The sequence below is a fragment of the Pseudomonas lactucae genome (assembly GCF_036688725.1).
Taxonomy (GTDB): domain Bacteria; phylum Pseudomonadota; class Gammaproteobacteria; order Pseudomonadales; family Pseudomonadaceae; genus Aquipseudomonas; species Aquipseudomonas lactucae.
This window is the reverse complement of the sequence record NZ_JAQQPT010000007.1, coordinates 132222-150615: the sequence shown is the minus strand read 5'-3', so window position 1 is coordinate 150615 and position 18394 is coordinate 132222. Positions and strand designations below refer to the sequence as shown.

The window sequence follows — 18394 nt, the reverse complement described above, 5'->3', positions numbered from 1 at the left end:
GGTTGAGCAATGCGCGACGGGCAACAAAAAGCCCTTGCAAAAAAATACCACCGCTCTACAGGCCAGGAAATACGCGGGTTCCAGAAGGCCACTAGTGGAACAACCCTGCCGACTTGTCCGTAACCCTCCGAAACAACCGCGGCCTTTGGCACTACATATTGAGTCAAAACCCTGCATTGTTTGTCTTAACCACTACATTTCCTACAAACCGCATTCCACACAGTCAGCAACTGACAGGGGGCACCTCGGGCCGTTACAATTGCCGACTTTGTCGCAACGCTTGGAGCTCAACCTTCCGTGCCCGTTCTGCGTCTACCGCTACTCCCTGCCGCGGCAGGTAAACAGCACTGGGGCAACCTGCCCGGTGCCGCCCTGAGCCTGGCCATCGCCGAGGCTGCCAGCGCAGCCAAGCGCTTTACCCTGCTGCTCACCGCCGACAGCCAAAGTGCCGAACGGTTGGAGCAGGAGCTGAGCTTCTTCGCCCCCGATTTGCCGGTGCTGCATTTTCCCGACTGGGAAACCCTGCCCTACGACCTGTTCTCGCCGCATCAGGACATCATTTCCCAGCGCATCGCCAGCCTGTACCGCCTGCCGGAACTGGCCCACGGCGTGCTGGTGGTTCCGATCACCACGGCGCTGCATCGCCTGGCGCCGACCAAGTTCCTGCTCGGCAGCAGCCTGGTGCTGGATGTCGGCCAGAAGCTTGACGTGGACCAGATGCGCACGCGCCTGGAAGCCAGCGGTTACCGGTGTGTCGACACGGTGTACGAGCACGGTGAGTTCGCGGTACGCGGTGCGCTGATCGACCTGTTCCCGATGGGCAGCAAGTTGCCGTACCGCATCGACCTGTTCGATGACGAGATCGAGACGCTGCGCACCTTCGATCCGGAAAACCAGCGTTCCATCGACAAGGTCGAGTCAATCAAGCTACTGCCGGCGCGGGAATTCCCGTTGCAAAAAGACGCGGTCACCCGCTTCAAGGCGCGCTTCCGGGAACGCTTCGACGTGGACTTCCGCCGTTGCCCGATCTTCCAGGACTTGAGCAGCGGGATTACGCCGGCCGGTATCGAGTACTACCTGCCGCTGTTCTTCGACGAAACCTCGACCCTGTTCGATTACCTGCCCCAGGACACCCAGGTGTTCTCGCTGCCGGGCATCGAACAGGCGGCGGAAAACTTCTGGAACGATGTGCGCAACCGCTACGAAGAGCGCCGCGTCGACCCCTCCCGCCCTCTATTGCCGCCCGCCGAACTGTTCCTGCCGGTGGAAGACTGCTTTGCGCGCCTGAAAAACTGGCCACGTGTGGTCGCCAGCCAACAGGACGTGGACGCCGGCGGTGGCCGCGAACGTTTCCCGGCGCAGGCGCTGCCCAACCTGGCCATTGAAGCCAAGGCCAACCAGCCGCTGGAAGCGCTGTCGAACTTCCTCGGCGACTTCCCGGGCCGTGTGCTGTTCACCGCCGAATCTGCCGGGCGCCGCGAAGTGCTGCTGGAGTTGCTGGAACGCCTGAAGCTACGCCCGAAAACGGTCGACAGCTGGCCGGATTTTGTCGCGAGCAAGGACCGCCTGGCGATCACCATTGCGCCGCTGGATGAAGGCCTGTTGCTGGATGACCCGGCCCTGGCGCTGATCGCCGAGAGCCCGCTGTTCGGCCAGCGCGTGATGCAGCGTCGTCGCCGTGAAAAACGCGCCGACGCCAACAACGACGCAGTGATCAAGAACCTGACCGAGCTGCGCGAAGGCGCGCCGGTGGTGCATATCGACCACGGTGTCGGTCGCTACCTCGGCCTGCAGACCCTGGAGATCGATAACCAGGCGGCCGAATTCCTCACCATGGAATACGCCGAGGGCGCCAAACTCTACGTGCCGGTGGCCAACCTGCACCTGATCGCTCGCTACACCGGCAGCGACGACGCCCTGGCGCCGTTGCATCGCCTGGGCTCGGAGACCTGGCAGAAAGCCAAGCGCAAAGCCGCCGAGCAGGTGCGCGATGTCGCCGCCGAGCTGCTCGACATTTATGCGCGCCGCGCCGCCCGCGAAGGCTACGCGTTCGCCGACCCGAAAGCCGACTACGCCACGTTCAGCGCCGGCTTCGCCTTCGAAGAAACCCCGGACCAGCAAACCACCATCGAAGCGGTGCGCGCCGACATGCTCGCGCCCAAGCCGATGGACCGCCTGGTCTGCGGCGACGTGGGTTTCGGCAAGACCGAAGTGGCCATGCGCGCCGCCTTCATCGCGGTACACGGCGGCCGCCAGGTGGCGATCCTGGTACCGACCACCCTGCTCGCCCAGCAACACTACAACAGCTTCCGCGACCGCTTTGCCGACTGGCCGGTGACCGTGGAAGTGATGAGCCGCTTCAAGTCGGCCAAGGAAGTGAACGCCGCCGTCGCTGACCTGGCCGAAGGCAAGATCGACATCGTGATCGGTACGCACAAGCTGCTGTCGGACGATGTAAAGATCAAGAACCTGGGCCTGGTGATCATCGACGAAGAGCACCGCTTTGGTGTGCGCCAGAAAGAACAGCTCAAGGCCCTGCGCAGCGAAGTCGACATTCTCACGCTCACGGCGACGCCGATCCCACGCACCCTGAACATGGCGGTGTCGGGCATGCGCGACCTGTCGATCATCGCCACGCCGCCGGCGCGACGCCTGTCGGTGCGCACCTTCGTCATGGAACAGAACAAAAGCACGGTGAAAGAAGCCCTGCTGCGCGAACTGCTGCGTGGCGGCCAGGTGTACTACCTGCACAACGACGTGAAGACTATCGAGAAATGCGCCGCCGACCTCGCCGAACTGGTACCGGAAGCGCGCATCGCCATCGGCCATGGACAGATGCGCGAACGCGAACTCGAACAGGTGATGAGCGACTTCTACCACAAGCGCTTCAACGTGCTGATCGCCTCGACCATCATCGAGACCGGCATCGACGTGCCGAGCGCCAACACCATCATCATCGAGCGCGCCGACAAGTTCGGCCTGGCGCAACTGCATCAGCTGCGCGGCCGCGTCGGGCGCAGTCACCACCAGGCGTATGCCTACCTGCTCACGCCGCCGCGCCAACAGATCACCTCGGATGCCGAGAAGCGTCTGGAAGCCATCGCCAACACCCAGGACCTGGGCGCCGGTTTTGTGCTGGCCACCAACGACCTGGAAATCCGTGGCGCCGGCGAACTGCTGGGCGACGGCCAGAGCGGGCAGATCCAGGCCGTGGGCTTCACGCTTTATATGGAAATGCTTGAGCGCGCCGTGAAAGCGATCCGCAAGGGCGAACAGCCGAACCTCGACCAGCCGCTGGGCGGAGGTCCGGAAATCAACCTGCGTCTGCCGGCGTTGATTCCCGAGGACTACCTGCCGGATGTGCACGCAAGGCTGATCCTGTACAAGCGCATCGCCTCGGCCACCGATGAAGACGGCCTCAAGGACCTGCAAGTGGAGATGATCGACCGCTTCGGCCTGCTGCCGGAACCGACCAAGAACCTGGTGCGCCTGACCCTGCTCAAACTGCAGGCCGAGCAGCTTGGCATCAAGAAAGTCGACGCCGGGCCGCAGGGCGGGCGCATCGAGTTCGAAGCGCAGACGCCGGTGGACCCGTTGGTGCTGATCAAGCTGATCCAGGGCCAGCCCAACCGTTACAAGTTCGAAGGGGCTACGCTGTTCAAGTTCATGGTGCCGATGGAACGTGCCGAAGAACGCTTCAATACCCTGGAGGCGCTGTTTGAGCGCCTCATTCCGAAAACTGTTTGAAGGACGCCTCAATGCGCCTGTTCCGCATGCTGAGCTTGTTGTTGGTGGTCGTGGCGCCTTCGGCCTTTGCCGACAGCCCGTACCTGGTAGAAATGATCCTGGTACGCCAGAACGCGGAGCCTGTGATCAACAGCCGCGCTGCGCCGGAAAACTGGGACGAAGGGGCGGTGCGCCTGGGCGATAAAATGAGCCCGCCGCGCCTGAACAACATCGTCGACAAGCTCAATGCCGATAACAGCTACACCGTGCTGGCGCACAAGGCCTGGGAGCAGAACCTGGGCGAGCAGCCGGTCAAAATCGCGATCACCGACGGCCAGGAGCAGTTCGGCCAGTTCCCTGTCGAGGGCACATTGAACCTGCAACTGGGGCGCTTTACCGACATCGACGCGCAGTTCTGGGTCAATCAATTCGACAGCAACGCCAGCGTGATCGCCAGCGAACACCTGAACCAGACCGACGTACGCACCAAGAACAACCAGCTCAATTACCTGGATGGTGGCCACCTGGCGCTGCTGATCAAGATCACCTCGCTGACCGCCAAGCCACCGAGCGCACCACCGCCCGACATCCAGGACTGATCCAGCGCCATGCCCCTGACGCCGTCGCTGACCAAACCCCTGGCCCCTTCGTGGGCCAATCGCTTCAAAGAGCAGAGCCTGGAGCGCGGGCGACGTTATGCCCTGGAGAACCGCGTGCGTATCGTCGAATCCGGCGACAGCACCATCATCGCCAGTTGCGAAGGCTCGGGCGGCAACGTCTATCGGCAAACCATCTCCCTGCGCGAATCCGCCAAGGGCCTGTTGATCCTGGTGGACAGCCGCTGCACCTGCCCGGTGCACACCAACTGCAAACACATCGCGGCCGTGCTGCTCAAGGTCCAGGAAACCCTGGCCTATCCAGCAGCGGCGCAGGATGCCGAACTGCTGGAAAAACTCCAGGCCGTGCTGGATAACCGTGTAGTGCTGCCGCAGGTGGTGATAGAGGATGCGCTGCCGATCCCGCGCCTGTGGCTGGCCAGCGTTGAATTCAGTGCGTTCGAACCGCGCAATGGCAAGATGCAGCGCTATATCCAGCACCGTGCGGCGCTGTCGTTCAATTATCGGGGCAACTATGTCAGCGGCCAGAAGAACGCCGACATTATTGTGCGCGAGGAAACCCGGAGCCTTCGCATCAAGCGCCATCCCGAGCTGGAGCAGCCCTACCGCGAACAACTGCGCCTGCTGGGCTTCAAGATCGCCACGCGCCAGAGCAAGGCCTTGCCGGAAAGCGCCGGCGAGCTGTTCGAGATGGTCAATGACAGCGCCTGGCTGAACTTCACCCTCAACGCATCGCCCACCTTGCGTAGCGAGGGGTGGGAGTTGCAGATCGATGAGGACTTCGGCTTCGACCTGAGCCCGGTCGACGACTGGTACGCCACCGTTGATGAAGGGCCTGAGCGTGACTGGTTTGACCTGGAACTGGGGATCATCGTCAACGGTGAGCGACTGAGTCTGTTGCCGATCCTGCTCAACCTGATGCGCTCCCACACCGAGATCCTCAACCCGGAAAAAGTCGCGCGGCGCCGCGATGACGAGCTGATCCTGGTCAACATCCCCGGCTTGCCCAACGGTCACGGCCCGCTGCAAGTGGCGCTACCCTACGGCCGCCTGAAACCAGTGCTGGCAACCCTCGGTGAGTTTTACCTGCAAGAGGCCGGCACCACCACGCTGCGCCTGGCCAAGGCCGACGCCATTCGCCTCAACCCGCTGGAAGACCTGCCGCTGCAATGGGAAGGCGGCGAGAAGATCCGCAACTTTGCCCAGCGCCTGCGCGATATCAAGGACTTCACCTGCGTGGCGCCCGAAGGCTTGAACGCCACCTTGCGCCCTTACCAACTGGAAGGCTTGAGCTGGATGCAGTCGCTGAGCCAACTGGATGTGGGCGGAATTCTTGCGGATGACATGGGGCTGGGCAAAACCCTGCAGACCTTGGCGCATATCCTCAGCGAAAAGATCGCCGGGCGCCTGGACCGGCCGTGCATGGTGGTCATGCCCACCAGCCTGATTCCCAACTGGCTCGACGAGGCGGCGCACTTCACCCCACAGCTCAACGTGTTGGCACTGTACGGTGCCGGGCGTAAGAAACATTTTGCCAACCTGCGGGACTACGACCTGCTGCTGACCACCTACGCCCTGCTGCCCAAGGACATCGACCACCTCGCCACCCTGCCCTTGCATGTGCTGATCCTCGATGAAGCCCAGTACATCAAGAACCCGTCCAGCAAGGCGGCCCAGGCGGCACGCGAGCTGAACGCGCGGCAACGCCTGTGCCTGAGCGGTACGCCACTGGAAAACCATCTGGGCGAGCTGTGGTCGTTGTTCCACTTCCTGCTGCCGGGCTGGCTGGGCGACGTGAAAAGCTTCAACCGCGACTACCGCGTGCCCATCGAAAAACGCGCCAGTGACGTGCGATTGCAGCACCTCAACGGTCGGATCAAACCCTTCCTGCTGCGCCGCACCAAGGAACAGGTGGCCACGGAATTGCCGCCCAAGACCGAGATCATCCACTGGGTCGACCTCAACGAAGCACAGCGTGACGTATACGAAACCATGCGCCTGGCCATGGATAAAAAGGTCCGCGACGAGATCACCCGCAAGGGCGTGGCGCGCAGCCAGATCATCATCCTTGAAGCGCTGCTCAAACTGCGCCAGGTCTGCTGTGATTTGCGCCTGGTCAACGACGCCACCCCGCCCGCCCGGGGCAGCAGCTCGGGCAAGCTCGACAGCCTGCTGGAGATGCTCGACGAGTTGTTTGCCGAAGGCCGGCGGATTCTGTTGTTTTCGCAGTTCACTTCGATGCTGAGCCTGATCGAAGCCGAACTGAAAAAACGCGGGATTGCCTACGCGTTACTCACTGGCCAGACCCGTGATCGGCGCACGCCGGTGAAGGATTTTCAAAGTGGCAAACTGCAGATTTTTCTGATCAGCCTGAAGGCAGGCGGCGTCGGCCTGAACCTGACCGAAGCCGACACCGTGATCCACTACGACCCGTGGTGGAACCCCGCCACGGAAAATCAGGCCACCGACCGTGCGTATCGCATCGGGCAAGAGAAGCCGGTGTTCGTTTACAAAATGATTGCGCGGGGCACAGTGGAAGAGAAAATCCAGCACCTGCAGAAAGAAAAATCCGACCTGGCGGCGGGTGTGCTGGATGGGCGTACCACCGGGGATTGGCAATTGGGCAACGAGGAGATCGAGGCGTTGTTTGCGCCGCTGCCCAACAAGCAAGAGAAGCGATGACGGTCGGATCGCCATCGGGGACGAGTCGAATCGCCGCACCGCTCCTCCCCCACTTTGATGGCGAATACATACAAATATGGGAGGGAACTCGCCCCCGATGAGCGCGACTCAGTCTTCAGTCAATTAACTGAGCAGCCCGCAACGCGGCAAGCGCTGCCAGCCAACGCGGATCCTGTTTGTACTGCGTCGAAGCAATCGCTTGCCCGCGCATCCGCGCAATACGAGCAGACGGTGTGACCTTCATGCGCTGCGCCGCACTCAGCGCCAACTCGGCCGCTGCACGATCGTTGCACACCAGGCCCATGTCGCAACCGGCAGTCAGCGCCGCTTCAATCCGGCTGGCCGCGTCGCCGACCACATGGGCACCGGCCATGGACAGGTCATCGCTGAAAATCACCCCATCAAACTGCAGCTCACCGCGCAGGATGTCCTGCAGCCAGCGGCGCGAGAAGCCGGCGGGCTGGTTATCGACGTGCGGATAAATGACGTGCGCCGGCATCACCGCCGCCAGTTGCTTGCTCAGGCGTGCGAAAGGCACCAGGTCGTTGGCGCGAATCTGTTCCAGGCTGCGCTCGTCATTGGGAATGGCGACGTGGGAATCAGCCTCGGCCCAACCGTGACCGGGGAAGTGCTTGCCGGTAGCGGCCATGCCGGCGCTGTTCATGCCACGGATAAATGCACCGGCGAGCACGGCGGCGCGCTCGGGGTCGCCTTCGAAGGATCGGGTGCCGACCACGGCGCTGCGCTGATAGTCCAGGTCCAGCACCGGGGCAAAGCTCAGGTCCAGGCCGACGGCCAGCACTTCGGTGGCCATGATCCAGCCGCATTGTTCGGCCAGGTATTCGGCATTGGGGTTATCCGCCAACGCGCGCATGGCCGGCAGGCGCACAAAGCCCTGGCGCAGGCGCTGCACGCGGCCGCCTTCCTGATCGACCGCCAGCAGCAAGTCCGGGCGCACCGCGCGAATCGCCGCGCTCAGTTCCCGTACTTGGCGCGGGTGCTCGATATTGCGCGCAAAAATGATCAGGCCACCCACTTCAGGCTGGCGCAAGAGGTGGCGATCCTCGGCCGTCAGCCAGGTACCGGCGATGTCGACCATCAAAGAACCTTGCAGGGCAGCAGTCATAAACCTTCCTTAAATAACGCCCACAACCCAGTGCGCTGACGTCGCGCGGCAAGCACGGCAAGCACAATGGGTTGCGGGTAAATAGCTGAAATCGGCATGGCGGCTAGCTTAGCGGATGCAAGCGGCCGCGCACACCCGCAGCGGTCAAACCTTGGCGGGAACCGGCACGGTTTTGCTGCGTGGACGCAACTGCGCAGCCGCCATCGTCGGGTCCGTCACGCCGGTTTCGGCGCGCATGCCGGCGGCGAGGAACGGCACCATCAGGCGCATGACCTGCTCAATGGAGGTGTTGACGCCGAAATCGGTTTCGGCAATCGCACGTAACGCCTTGATACCGGACATGCTGAACGCCGCCGCACCGAGCATGAAGTGCACGCGCCAGAACAGCTCGATCGGCGGAATACGTGGGGCGGCTTCGTTGACCAGCAACATATAGCGGCGAAATACCTTGCCGTACATGTCTTCCAGGTAGCGGCGCAGGTGGCCCTGGCTCTGGCTGAACGCCAGGCCCAACAGGCGCATGAAGATCGACAAGTCATTACCGCTGCGTGGCTGGACGACCAAGGCTTGCTCAACGAGGATTTCGAGCAGTTCTTCCAGGCTGGGCTTGTGGTCGGCCTTGGCCTGGCGACGCTCCAGCTCACGATCGAGACTGGCGCAGAACGGCCCGAGAAAGCGCGAGAACACCGCCTGGATCAGGGCTTTTTTCGAGCCGAAATGGTAGTTCACCGCGGCAAGGTTGACCCCGGCCTTGCTGGTGATCAGCCGCAATGAAGTTTCGGCGAATCCTTTTTCCGCGAACAATTGCTCGGCAGCATCGAGAATGCGTTCAACGGTTTCCGACTGGGCCATGGCTACTCCGCCTGACAAACACTTGTTTGAAACATACGTTTCAGGGTGTGTCTTGTCAAGTCTGCAGGTTCGCTTTGCGGCTGGGCAGTCATCTATTTCAGCGCTATTTAATCACATCCTTCCAGCTCTGTAGGCAGCGCTATCTCTACCTTGTAGGACGGATAAAGAACGACCGTCCAGCGGAGTCCCGAAAAAGGATGATTGCCAAGCGCAGTTCACTGTATATAATCCCAGTCACTGTATAAAAAGACAGAGCGATCAACATGCTAAAACTGACGCCACGCCAAGCTGAGATTCTGGCTTTTATCAAGCGCTGCCTCGATGACAACGGCTATCCGCCGACGCGAGCCGAGATTGCGCTGGAGTTGGGGTTCAAGTCCCCCAACGCCGCCGAAGAGCACCTCAAGGCCCTCGCTCGCAAAGGCGCGATCGAGATGACCCCTGGCGCTTCGCGCGGCATTCGCATCCCTGGCTTCGAAGCCAAGGCCGACGAATCGACCCTGCCGATCATCGGCCGCGTTGCAGCCGGTGCGCCGATCCTGGCGCAGCAGCACGTCGAGGAATCCTGCAACATCAACCCGACCTTCTTCCATCCGCGCGCCGATTACCTATTGCGGGTCCATGGCATGAGCATGAAAGACGTGGGCATCTTTGATGGTGACTTGCTGGCCGTTCACACCACCCGTGAAGCCCGGAATGGTCAAATCGTCGTCGCCCGTATCGGCGATGAAGTCACCGTCAAGCGCTTCAAGCGCGAAGGCAGCAAGGTCTGGCTCCTGGCCGAGAACCCTGAGTTCGCCCCGATTGAAGTGAACCTGAAAGATCAGGACCTGGTGATCGAAGGCTTGAGTGTCGGCGTTATTCGCCGCTAAAGGAGGCATCATGCAGATCGTGCACACCCCACAACACACACAACTGTCGCTGTTCGAAGCCTTTATGGCCCAACCTCTTGCGCCTATCCTCAAGGAGACGGTCGAAGCGCCCTGGGGCGCCGAGCTTGAGGCGTTCAGTGAGCTGTCGTTGCGCGGTGCTGCCGGAAGCTGCCTGAGCCTGCTGGCGCCCATCCTGCGTGAGTTGAGCGAGGAGCAGGATGCACGGTGGCTGACGTTGATCGCCCCGCCAGCCAGCCTCACCCAGGCCTGGCTGAGGGACGCCGGCCTCAACCGTGAGCGCATCCTGCTGCTGCAACCACGCGGCGCACAAAGCGCCCAGCAGTTGACCTGTGAAGCATTGCGCCTGGGGCGTAGCCATACAGTGGTGAGCTGGTTGAATCCGCTGAATGCGACGGCCAAGCAGCAGTTGATCAGTGCTGCACGTTTGGGCGATGCGCAGAGCTTGAATATTCGATTGGGATAATTGATGCACTAACGACCAGCCCTGCGATGAAGGGCAGCCTGTGATGAGGGGGCTTGTGCGATGAGCAGGCTTGTTGTGGTGAGCGGGCTTGCCCCGCGCTGGGGCGCGTAGCGGCCCTAACCAAAAGATGAACGCGATATATCAGGTAGTCCACGGTGCCTGGTTTGGGGCCGCTTCGCAGCCCAGCGCGGGGCAAGCCCGCTCACCACAATAAGCCAGTTCACCACAGCAATCCAATTCACCAAAACGAGCCAGTGTCCACAGAAGTCAGTTCATCTGAGGCCAGGTTCAGTACAGAAAACCAGGCTCAGCAGTAAGCTCATTCCTCACACGACTCAGTGCAGAACCCGCGGCCCGTCTTCTTTATCCGGCTCGCCTTCCGCCAGCCGTCCGGCCATCTGCACACCCACGCTCAACATGGCTTTTGCCACTTCAACGTGCTGGCCCTGCAAAAACACTTTTGCGTCTTCGGAAAAATCCAGGATAACCAGAGAACCTTCGTCCTCGGCCCGGCGCAGCTCGATTCGACCGTCAGGCAGTTCAACAATTTCCAGAAAGGACGTCGGCATAAAAGTCTGTTCTCCACGAAAGGCCGGGATTATATCAGTCATACACCCAGCCTCGCTGAGGATCTGAACAGGTTTCTTTACAGCTTGATGAACGGTGCTTTTTGAGTCCGAGCCGCTATTAACACTCGTTAAGACCTTCACGAAAGCGCAGTGCCATCTTCTTCAGCTCTTGCCGCCAGCCTTCCAACTCCTCCCGACTCAGGGGCTTGGGCTCTTCCTGCTCCAACGTCACCGCCACGATCAGCGGTTGGGTCACGTCGCCCTTGGGCACATGGGGAACCCTTGGTGGCTGGAACATATCAGCATGGGCCTTGAGCAAACGCGCCACCCAGCTGTCGGGGCTCTGAGCCATTTCCACCAGTTCAGCCAGTTCGGGGATGGCCATGGACGCCAGCACTTCGCTGTTCATGATCATTTCCGCACGCGGCGAACCGGCCTGTGGCAGACGGTAGAACCCGGCGATCTCATGGCACAGGCCCAGCAAAGCGCCGTACAAGTGGAACAACGCCGCTTCACGTCCTGCCTGGACCAGCGCAATAGCATTCATCTCCTTCCCATCCTCGGCCCGGCCGAGGGCTTCCAGGGACAAACCCGCAAAGTAAATTTTCTGATTGGTACGGGTATAGAGTTCGTTGGCCATAACGGCAAAATCTCCACAACGAATAGGCAGGATGCTGGCTGAACAGTGTCACGGATCAGCCGAGCGCACTGCAAGTACCATGAACGGCTGCTTATGCGGGTCAACACTCTACTTTCAGAAGCAAACAGATCCAAATGTGGGAGGGGCGGTGCGACGATTCGACTTGCTCCCGATAGAGGTGCATCAGTCATACACATGTCGACTGATGCACCTCTATCGGGAGCAAGCCCCCCTCTCACATTCAAGCGTCAGGTCAGCGTATCCGGCGGATCAAGCGCCCTGGCGCTTGTCTTCGACCTTCCACTTGCCGCCGTCGTAGAACGCTTTCCAGCCGGTAGGCTTGCCGTCCACTTCGGTCTGCACGTACTGCTCCTTGGTCTTGCGGCTGTAGCGGATCACGGCTGGGCGACCATCCGGGTCCTTCTTCGGCGCTTCACACAGGAAGTGGTACTTCGGATCGATCTCGTCCTTGTGCGGCACGATCTCCAGCACCAGCGGTGCACGGGTCTCGCGGTTTTTCGGGAACTGGCTGGCGGCCAGGAACAACCCCGAAGCACCGTCACGCAGGATGTAGGTGTCGTTGACCTTCTCGCACTTGAGCTCAGGCATCTTCACCGGGTCCATCTTCGGTGGCGCCGCGTCGCCGCTTTTGAGCAGTTTGCGGGTGTTCTTGCAGGTCGGGTTGGTGCAGCCGAAGAACTTGCCGAAACGGCCGGTCTTGAGCTGCATCTCGCTGCCACACTTGTCGCACTCCAGGCTCGGACCTTCGTAGCCCTTGATGCGGTAAGTCCCCTCTTCGATCTCGTAACCATTGCAATCCGGGTTATTACCGCAGATATGCAACTTGTGCTTTTCATCCAGCAGGTAGGCGTCCATCGCCGTGCTGCAGATCGGGCAGCGGTGCTTGCCACGCAGGACCAGCGACTCGGACTCACCTTCGTCATCGGCAGCGATTTCATCACCCGGCACCAGGTTGACGGTGGCCTTGCAGCGCTCTTTGGGTGGCAGGCTGTAGCCCGAGCACCCCAGGAACACACCAGTGGACGCGGTACGAATCTGCATCGGCCGGCCGCAGGTCAGGCACGGGATATCCGTCATCACCGGCTGGTTGGCACGCATACCGCTCTCAGGGCTTTCGGCCACTTCGAGTTTCTTCTTGAAGTCGCCGTAGAACTCGTCGAGCACGTTTTTCCAGTCGCGCTCGCCCTGGGCCACGTCATCGAGGTTCTCTTCCATGCCGGCGGTGAAGCCGTAGTCCATCAGGTTGGAGAAGCTCTCGGACAGGCGCTCGGTAACGATGTCGCCCATCTTTTCCGAATAGAAACGACGGTTGTGCAGCGCCACGTAGCCACGGTCCTGGATGGTCGAGATGATCGCTGCGTAGGTCGAAGGACGACCGATACCGCGTTTTTCCATCTCCTTGACCAGGCTGGCTTCCGAATAACGCGCCGGCGGCTTGGTGAAGTGCTGCGACGGGTCGAGCTTGATCAGCTTCAACGTGTCGCCCTGGGCCATGTCCGGCAGCACGTCGTCGTCGCCTGGCTTGGCGATCTGCGGCATCACACGGGTGTAGCCGTCGAACTTGAGGATACGGCCCTTGGCGCGCAGCTCGAAATCACCGGCGCCCACGCTCACGGTGGTGGACAGGTATTGCGCCGGCAGCATCTGGCAAGCCAGGAACTGGCGCCAGATCAGCTCGTAGAGGCGCTCAGCGTCACGCTCCATGCCGCTCAGCTTGGCGGGCGTGGTGTTGGCGTCGGAAGGACGAATCGCTTCGTGAGCCTCTTGTGCGCCTTCCTTGCTGCTGTAGACGTTCGGCTTCTCCGGCAGGTACTTCTTGCCGAATTCGCTCTCGATATAAGTACGCGCCATCGCCACCGCGTCCAACGACAGGTTGGTGGAGTCGGTACGCATATAGGTGATGTAACCGGCTTCGTACAGACGTTGGGCCATCATCATGGTTTTCTTCACACCAAAGCCCAGGCGGTTGCTCGCGGCCTGCTGCAGGGTGGAGGTGATGAACGGCGCCGACGGTTTGCTGCTGGTCGGTTTGTCTTCGCGCTTGACGATGCTGTAGCTGGAGGCCTTGAGCTTCTCCAGCGCGGCCATGGCCTGGGCTTCGTTCAGCGGCTTGAAGGCCTCGCCTTTCTCGCGAGCCACTTCAAAGCGCACGTTGGCGCCCTTGGCGGTGCCGAGGTCGGCGTGGACTTCCCAATATTCTTCTGGGTTGAACGCACGGATCTCGCGCTCACGCTCCACCACCAGCTTGACCGCTACCGATTGCACACGGCCGGCGGACAGGCCACGGGCGATCTTCGCCCACAGCAGCGGCGAAACCATGTAGCCCACCACGCGGTCGAGGAAACGCCGGGCCTGCTGGGCGTTGACGCGGTCGATGTCCAGCTCGCCCGGCTTGGAGAAGGCTTCCTGGATGGCTTTCTTGGTGATTTCGTTGAACACCACGCGCTTGTAGCGGCTGTCGTCGCCGCCGATGGCTTCGCGCAGGTGCCAGGCAATGGCTTCCCCTTCGCGGTCCAAGTCCGTTGCGAGATAGATGGTGTCGGCATCCTTGGCGAGCCGGCGCAGCTCTTCGATGACCTTTTCCTTGCCCGGAAGGATTTCGTACTTGGCCTTCCAGCCATGGTCCGGGTCTACGCCCATGCGCGAGACGAGCTGCTTGCGCGCTTTCTCTTTAGGCGTGAGCACCGGACCTTCACCCGCAGCCGCCTTGCCGCGCTTGGCGGCTGGCTCCTTGCTGGCGCTAGCCGAACCGCTGGTGGGCAGGTCTCGGATATGGCCGATACTCGACTTCACCACGTACTCGTTACCCAAGTACTTGTTGATGGTCTTGGCCTTAGCCGGGGATTCCACAATGACCAGCGATTTGCCCATGGATCGGAAAATTCCTGAATTCGAGAAGTGAAAGGCAGTTGGCGCCTGACGCGGCAACGCTATATATAGTGGCAACCGGGTGAGGTCAAGCGCAGCATTCTGCGCGACCTGCCGTTATTGCCCTGAAAAAAGACTGGGTTCGGCCTGGACCAAAGCAAAGCGCGGGACCTGCTCGCCGTCAACTTCGACGGACTCCAGGAACATGCTCAAGGGGCGCACCCAAAAACCGTATTCACCATACAGTGCTTGGTAGAACACCACTTCTTCTTCGGTTTCGGAGTGCCGCGCCACACTGAAAACACGGTACTGCGGCCCCTTATAATGTTGGTAGAGCCCTGGTTCAACTTTCATGCTCCGGCCCTCTTAGAAAATTTGTTAAAAAAATACAAAAAAACCCAAAAACAAAAACCGGGGCACTGGGCCCCGGCTTCCGTCAACTCAACGCTTAGACGCGTTCGAAGACGGTGGAAATGCCTTGGCCAAGACCAATGCACATGGTGGCTACCCCGAGGTTGCCGCCATTTTGCTTCATCACATTGAGCAAAGTGCCAGAAATGCGTGCACCGGAGCAACCGAATGGGTGGCCCAAGGCAATCGCACCGCCGTGCAGGTTAACCTTCTCGTTCATCTTGTCGAGCACTTTCAAATCTTTCAGCACTGGCAAGGCTTGTGCGGCGAAAGCTTCGTTGAGCTCGAAGAAGTCGATATCGGAGATGGAAAGGCCCGCGCGCTTCAAGGCTTTTTGTGTGGCCGGTACTGGACCATAGCCCATGATCGCCGGGTCCACACCCGCCACCGCCATCGAACGGATCACGGCCAGTGGCTGGATGCCCAGGTCCTGGGCACGCTGCGCCGACATCACGATCATGCACGAAGCACCGTCAGTGATTTGCGATGAAGTACCGGCCGTCACGGTGCCGCCCTTTGGATTGAAGGCGGGCTTGAGCGCCGCCAGGCTTTCCAGGGTGGTATCCGGACGAATGGTTTCGTCGTAGTCGAACAGTTTCAGAAAACCGTTCTCGTCGTAGCCGTTCATCGGGATGATTTCATCCTTGAACTTGCCTTCCACGGTCGCCTTGTGGGCGAGTTGGTGGGAGCGCACGCCGAATGCATCCTGGGCTTCACGGGTAATACCATGCATTTTGCCGAGCATTTCCGCGGTCAGGCCCATCATGCCCGACGCTTTTGCCGCATACAGGGACATGTGCGGGTTCGGGTCAACGCCGTGCATCATACTGACGTGGCCCATGTGCTCCACGCCGCCGACCACGAACACATCGCCGTTACCGGTCATGATCGCCTGGGCGGCCGTGTGCAACGCGCTCATCGACGAACCGCACAGGCGGCTCACGGTCTGGCCGGCCGCGGTGTGCGGGATCTGCGTCATCAGGGAAGCCATGCGCGCGATGTTCCAGCCCTGCTCCAGCGTCTGGTTGACGCAGCCCCAGATCACGTCCTCGACTTCGTTCGGGTCGACCTTGACGTTGCGTTCCAGCAGTTTGCTGATCAGGTGTGCCGACATATCTTCGGCACGGGTATTGCGGTGCATGCCGCCCTTGGAGCGGCCCATCGGTGTGCGACCGAAGTCGACAATCACCACGTCTCTTGGATTCAAGCTCATAAATATTCTCGCTCTAGTCGTTTGGGCGCTTAACCGAAGAAGCTCTGGCCATTGCTGGCCATTTCACGCAGCTTCGCGGTCGGGTGGTACAGCGGGCCCAAATCAGCGTATTGATCAGCCAGGGCAACGAATTCAGCCACACCGATCGAGTCGATGTAACGCAGCGCACCGCCACGGAAGGGAGGGAAGCCAATACCGTACACCAGGCCCATATCGGCTTCGGCGGCGGTCTCGACGATGCCGTCTTCCAGGCAACGCACGGTTTCCAGGCACAGGGCGATCATCATCCAGTTAATGATGTCCTCATCGGACACTTCACGCTGCTCGTAGATGACTGGCGCGAGTACCTCATGCACCGAAGGATCAGCGACTTTCTTCTGCTTGCCCTTCTTGTCGGTCTCGTAGGCGTAGAAGCCCTTGCCGTTCTTCTGGCCCAGGCGCTTGGCGTCGTAGAGCGCGTCGACAGCCGAGCGGCGGTCGTCCTTCATGCGGTCCGGGAAGCCTTCAGCCATCACGTCGCGACCGTGGTGGCCGGTGTCGATACCGACCACGTCCATCAGGTACGCCGGGCCCATGGGCCAGCCGAATTTTTCCATCACTTTGTCGATGCGTACGAAGTCCACACCGGCGCTGACCAGCTTGGCGAAACCGCCGAAGTACGGGAACAGCACGCGGTTGACCAAAAAGCCCGGGCAGTCGTTGACCACGATCGGGTTCTTGCCCATTTTCTTGGCGTAGGCAACGGTGGTGGCAACGGCCAGCTCGCTGGACTTCTCGCCACGGATCACTTCCACCAGCGGCATCATGTGCACCGGGTTGAAGAAGTGCATGCCGACGAAGTTTTCCGGACGCTTGAGGGCCTTGGCCAGCAGCGAGATGGAAATGGTCGAGGTGTTGGAGGCAAGGATGGTGTCGTCTTTGACCTGGGCTTCCACCTCAGCCAATACCGCCTGCTTGACCTTCGGGTTCTCGACAACCGCTTCGACCACCAGGTCGACATGGCCGAAATCGCCGTAGGACAACGTAGGACGAATGCCGTTGAGCACTTCAGCCATTTTCGCAGCGGTCATGCGACCTTTATCAACGCGGCCCACCAGCAGCTTGGCGGCTTCCGCCAGGCCCTGCTCGATACCGTGCTCGTTGATGTCTTTCATCAGGATCGGCGTGCCTTTGGACGCCGACTGGTAGGCGATACCGCCACCCATGATACCGGCGCCGAGTACGGCAGCCTGTTTCACGTCCTTGGCAATTTCGTCATAGGCCTTGGCTTTTTTCTTCAGTTCCTGATCGTTCAGGAACAGGCCGATCAGACTCTGGGCAGCCGAGGTTTTCGCCAGTTTGACGAAGCCTGCCGCTTCCACTTCCAGGGCTTTGTCGCGACCGAAGTTCGCGGCTTTCTGGATGGTCTTGATCGCCTCAACCGGCGCCGGGTAGTTCGGGCCGGCCTGGCCGGCCACGAAACCCTTGGCGGTTTCGAACGACATCATTTGTTCGATGGCGTTGAGCTTGAGTTTTTCCAGCTTCGGCTGGCGCTTGGCCTTGTAGTCAAATTCGCCACTGATGGCGCCTTTGATCAGGTTCAGAGCGGCTTCAGCCAGCTTGTCCGGGGCAACCACAGCGTCGACGGCACCGACTTTCAGCGCGTCTTCGGCACGGTTTTCTTTACCGGCGGCGATCCACTCGATCGCGTTGTCCGCGCCGATCAGACGTGGCAGGCGCACGGTGCCGCCGAAACCTGGGTAGATGCCCAGTTTCACTTCCGGCAAACCGATTTTGGCGGTGGCGGACATGACGCGGAAGTCCGCTGCCAGGCACATCTCGAACCCGCCGCCCAGCGCGATGCCATTGATCGCGGCAACGGTCGGCACGTTGAGGTCTTCGAAATCGCTGAAAATCTTGTTGGCTTCGAGGTTGCCAGCCACCAGCTCGGCATCGGGCAGCTTGAAGTTGTCGACGAATTCGGTGATGTCAGCGCCGACGATGAATACGTCCTTGCCGCTGGAGACGATCACACCTTTGATCGATGCATCAGCCTTGATGGTGTCTACGGCCTGACGCAGTTCATTCAGGGTTAGACGGTTGAACTTGTTGACGGACTCACCCTTGAGGTCGAATTTCAATTCGACGATGCCACTTTCAAGAGCCTTAACCGTGATGGCTTTACCTTCGTAAATCATCAACTGATCTCCACGATATGGAAGCTGAACAGTACACACTGGACGCTGGCCTCTGGTTTGACATTGACAGTTGCATCAATGCTCACGCCAATCCGCCAGGCACACCCGCCAATGCGATAGTCGGGGTTCTGTATGA

At 60.6% G+C, this 18394-nt stretch carries 13 protein-coding genes; 5 read left to right on the top strand and 8 right to left on the bottom strand.

Going from position 1 to position 18394, the window contains the following annotated elements; all coding sequences use genetic code 11:
• The first annotated feature begins 297 nt into the window (after positions 1 to 297).
• Genes mfd through V6M90_RS10115 form a run of 3 tightly spaced genes read left to right on the top strand, consistent with a single transcriptional unit; the run spans position 298 to position 7025 of the window.
• Positions 298 to 3747 (top strand): transcription-repair coupling factor, encoded by a 3450-nt coding sequence (mfd, locus tag V6M90_RS10125; RefSeq protein WP_003172580.1) that lies wholly within the window; start codon positions 298 to 300, stop codon positions 3745 to 3747.
• 11 nt (positions 3748 to 3758) lie between these two features.
• Complete coding sequence (locus V6M90_RS10120; RefSeq protein WP_003172579.1) at positions 3759 to 4325, top strand: CsiV family protein; 567 nt, start codon at positions 3759 to 3761, stop codon at positions 4323 to 4325.
• Between the two features lie 9 nt (positions 4326 to 4334).
• Complete coding sequence (locus tag V6M90_RS10115) at positions 4335 to 7025, top strand: DEAD/DEAH box helicase (RefSeq protein WP_332846414.1); 2691 nt, start codon at positions 4335 to 4337, stop codon at positions 7023 to 7025.
• Positions 7026 to 7140: 115 nt separating this feature from the next.
• Here V6M90_RS10115 and nagZ read toward each other — a convergent pair whose 3' ends face one another.
• Together nagZ and psrA are read right to left on the bottom strand one after the other, a co-directional pair.
• Positions 7141 to 8151: a beta-N-acetylhexosaminidase gene (gene nagZ, locus V6M90_RS10110; RefSeq protein ID WP_141064528.1), complete on the bottom strand. Its 1011-nt coding sequence runs from the start codon at positions 8149 to 8151 to the stop codon at positions 7141 to 7143.
• A 144-nt stretch (positions 8152 to 8295) separates the two neighbouring features.
• Positions 8296 to 9003, bottom strand: a complete 708-nt coding sequence (gene psrA / locus V6M90_RS10105; RefSeq protein WP_003172576.1) for a transcriptional regulator PsrA — start codon at positions 9001 to 9003, stop codon at positions 8296 to 8298.
• A gap of 263 nt (positions 9004 to 9266) precedes the next feature.
• Between psrA and lexA the strand changes: the two genes are divergently transcribed.
• Positions 9267 to 9875, top strand: a complete 609-nt coding sequence (gene lexA / locus V6M90_RS10100; RefSeq protein ID WP_003172575.1) for a transcriptional repressor LexA — start codon at positions 9267 to 9269, stop codon at positions 9873 to 9875.
• 10 nt (positions 9876 to 9885) lie between these two features.
• Entirely contained in the window at positions 9886 to 10359 is a 474-nt protein-coding gene (gene sulA / locus V6M90_RS10095) for an SOS-induced cell division inhibitor SulA (RefSeq protein ID WP_141064527.1), read from the top strand.
• A 335-nt stretch (positions 10360 to 10694) separates the two neighbouring features.
• Here the strand turns inward: sulA and V6M90_RS10090 are convergent, their stop codons facing one another.
• The 6 genes from V6M90_RS10090 to fadB form a co-directional block, all read right to left on the bottom strand.
• A complete protein-coding gene (locus tag V6M90_RS10090) occupies positions 10695 to 10928 on the bottom strand; it encodes a hypothetical protein (RefSeq protein WP_141064587.1) in 234 nt (77 codons plus the stop codon).
• A gap of 118 nt (positions 10929 to 11046) precedes the next feature.
• On the bottom strand, positions 11047 to 11568 hold the full coding sequence (locus tag V6M90_RS10085) for a DUF6586 family protein (RefSeq protein WP_332846413.1): 522 nt from the start codon (positions 11566 to 11568) through the stop codon (positions 11047 to 11049).
• A gap of 270 nt (positions 11569 to 11838) precedes the next feature.
• On the bottom strand, positions 11839 to 14460 hold the full coding sequence (gene topA / locus V6M90_RS10080; RefSeq protein ID WP_141064525.1) for a type I DNA topoisomerase: 2622 nt from the start codon (positions 14458 to 14460) through the stop codon (positions 11839 to 11841).
• 114 nt (positions 14461 to 14574) lie between these two features.
• Positions 14575 to 14811: a DUF1653 domain-containing protein gene (locus V6M90_RS10075; RefSeq protein WP_003172568.1), complete on the bottom strand. Its 237-nt coding sequence runs from the start codon at positions 14809 to 14811 to the stop codon at positions 14575 to 14577.
• A 94-nt stretch (positions 14812 to 14905) separates the two neighbouring features.
• Positions 14906 to 16081, bottom strand: coding sequence for an acetyl-CoA C-acyltransferase FadA (gene fadA, locus V6M90_RS10070; RefSeq protein WP_003172567.1), 1176 nt, complete (start codon positions 16079 to 16081; stop codon positions 14906 to 14908).
• A gap of 29 nt (positions 16082 to 16110) precedes the next feature.
• Positions 16111 to 18258 (bottom strand): fatty acid oxidation complex subunit alpha FadB, encoded by a 2148-nt coding sequence (fadB, locus tag V6M90_RS10065; RefSeq protein WP_141064524.1) that lies wholly within the window; start codon positions 18256 to 18258, stop codon positions 16111 to 16113.
• Between the last annotated feature and the right edge of the window lie 136 nt (positions 18259 to 18394).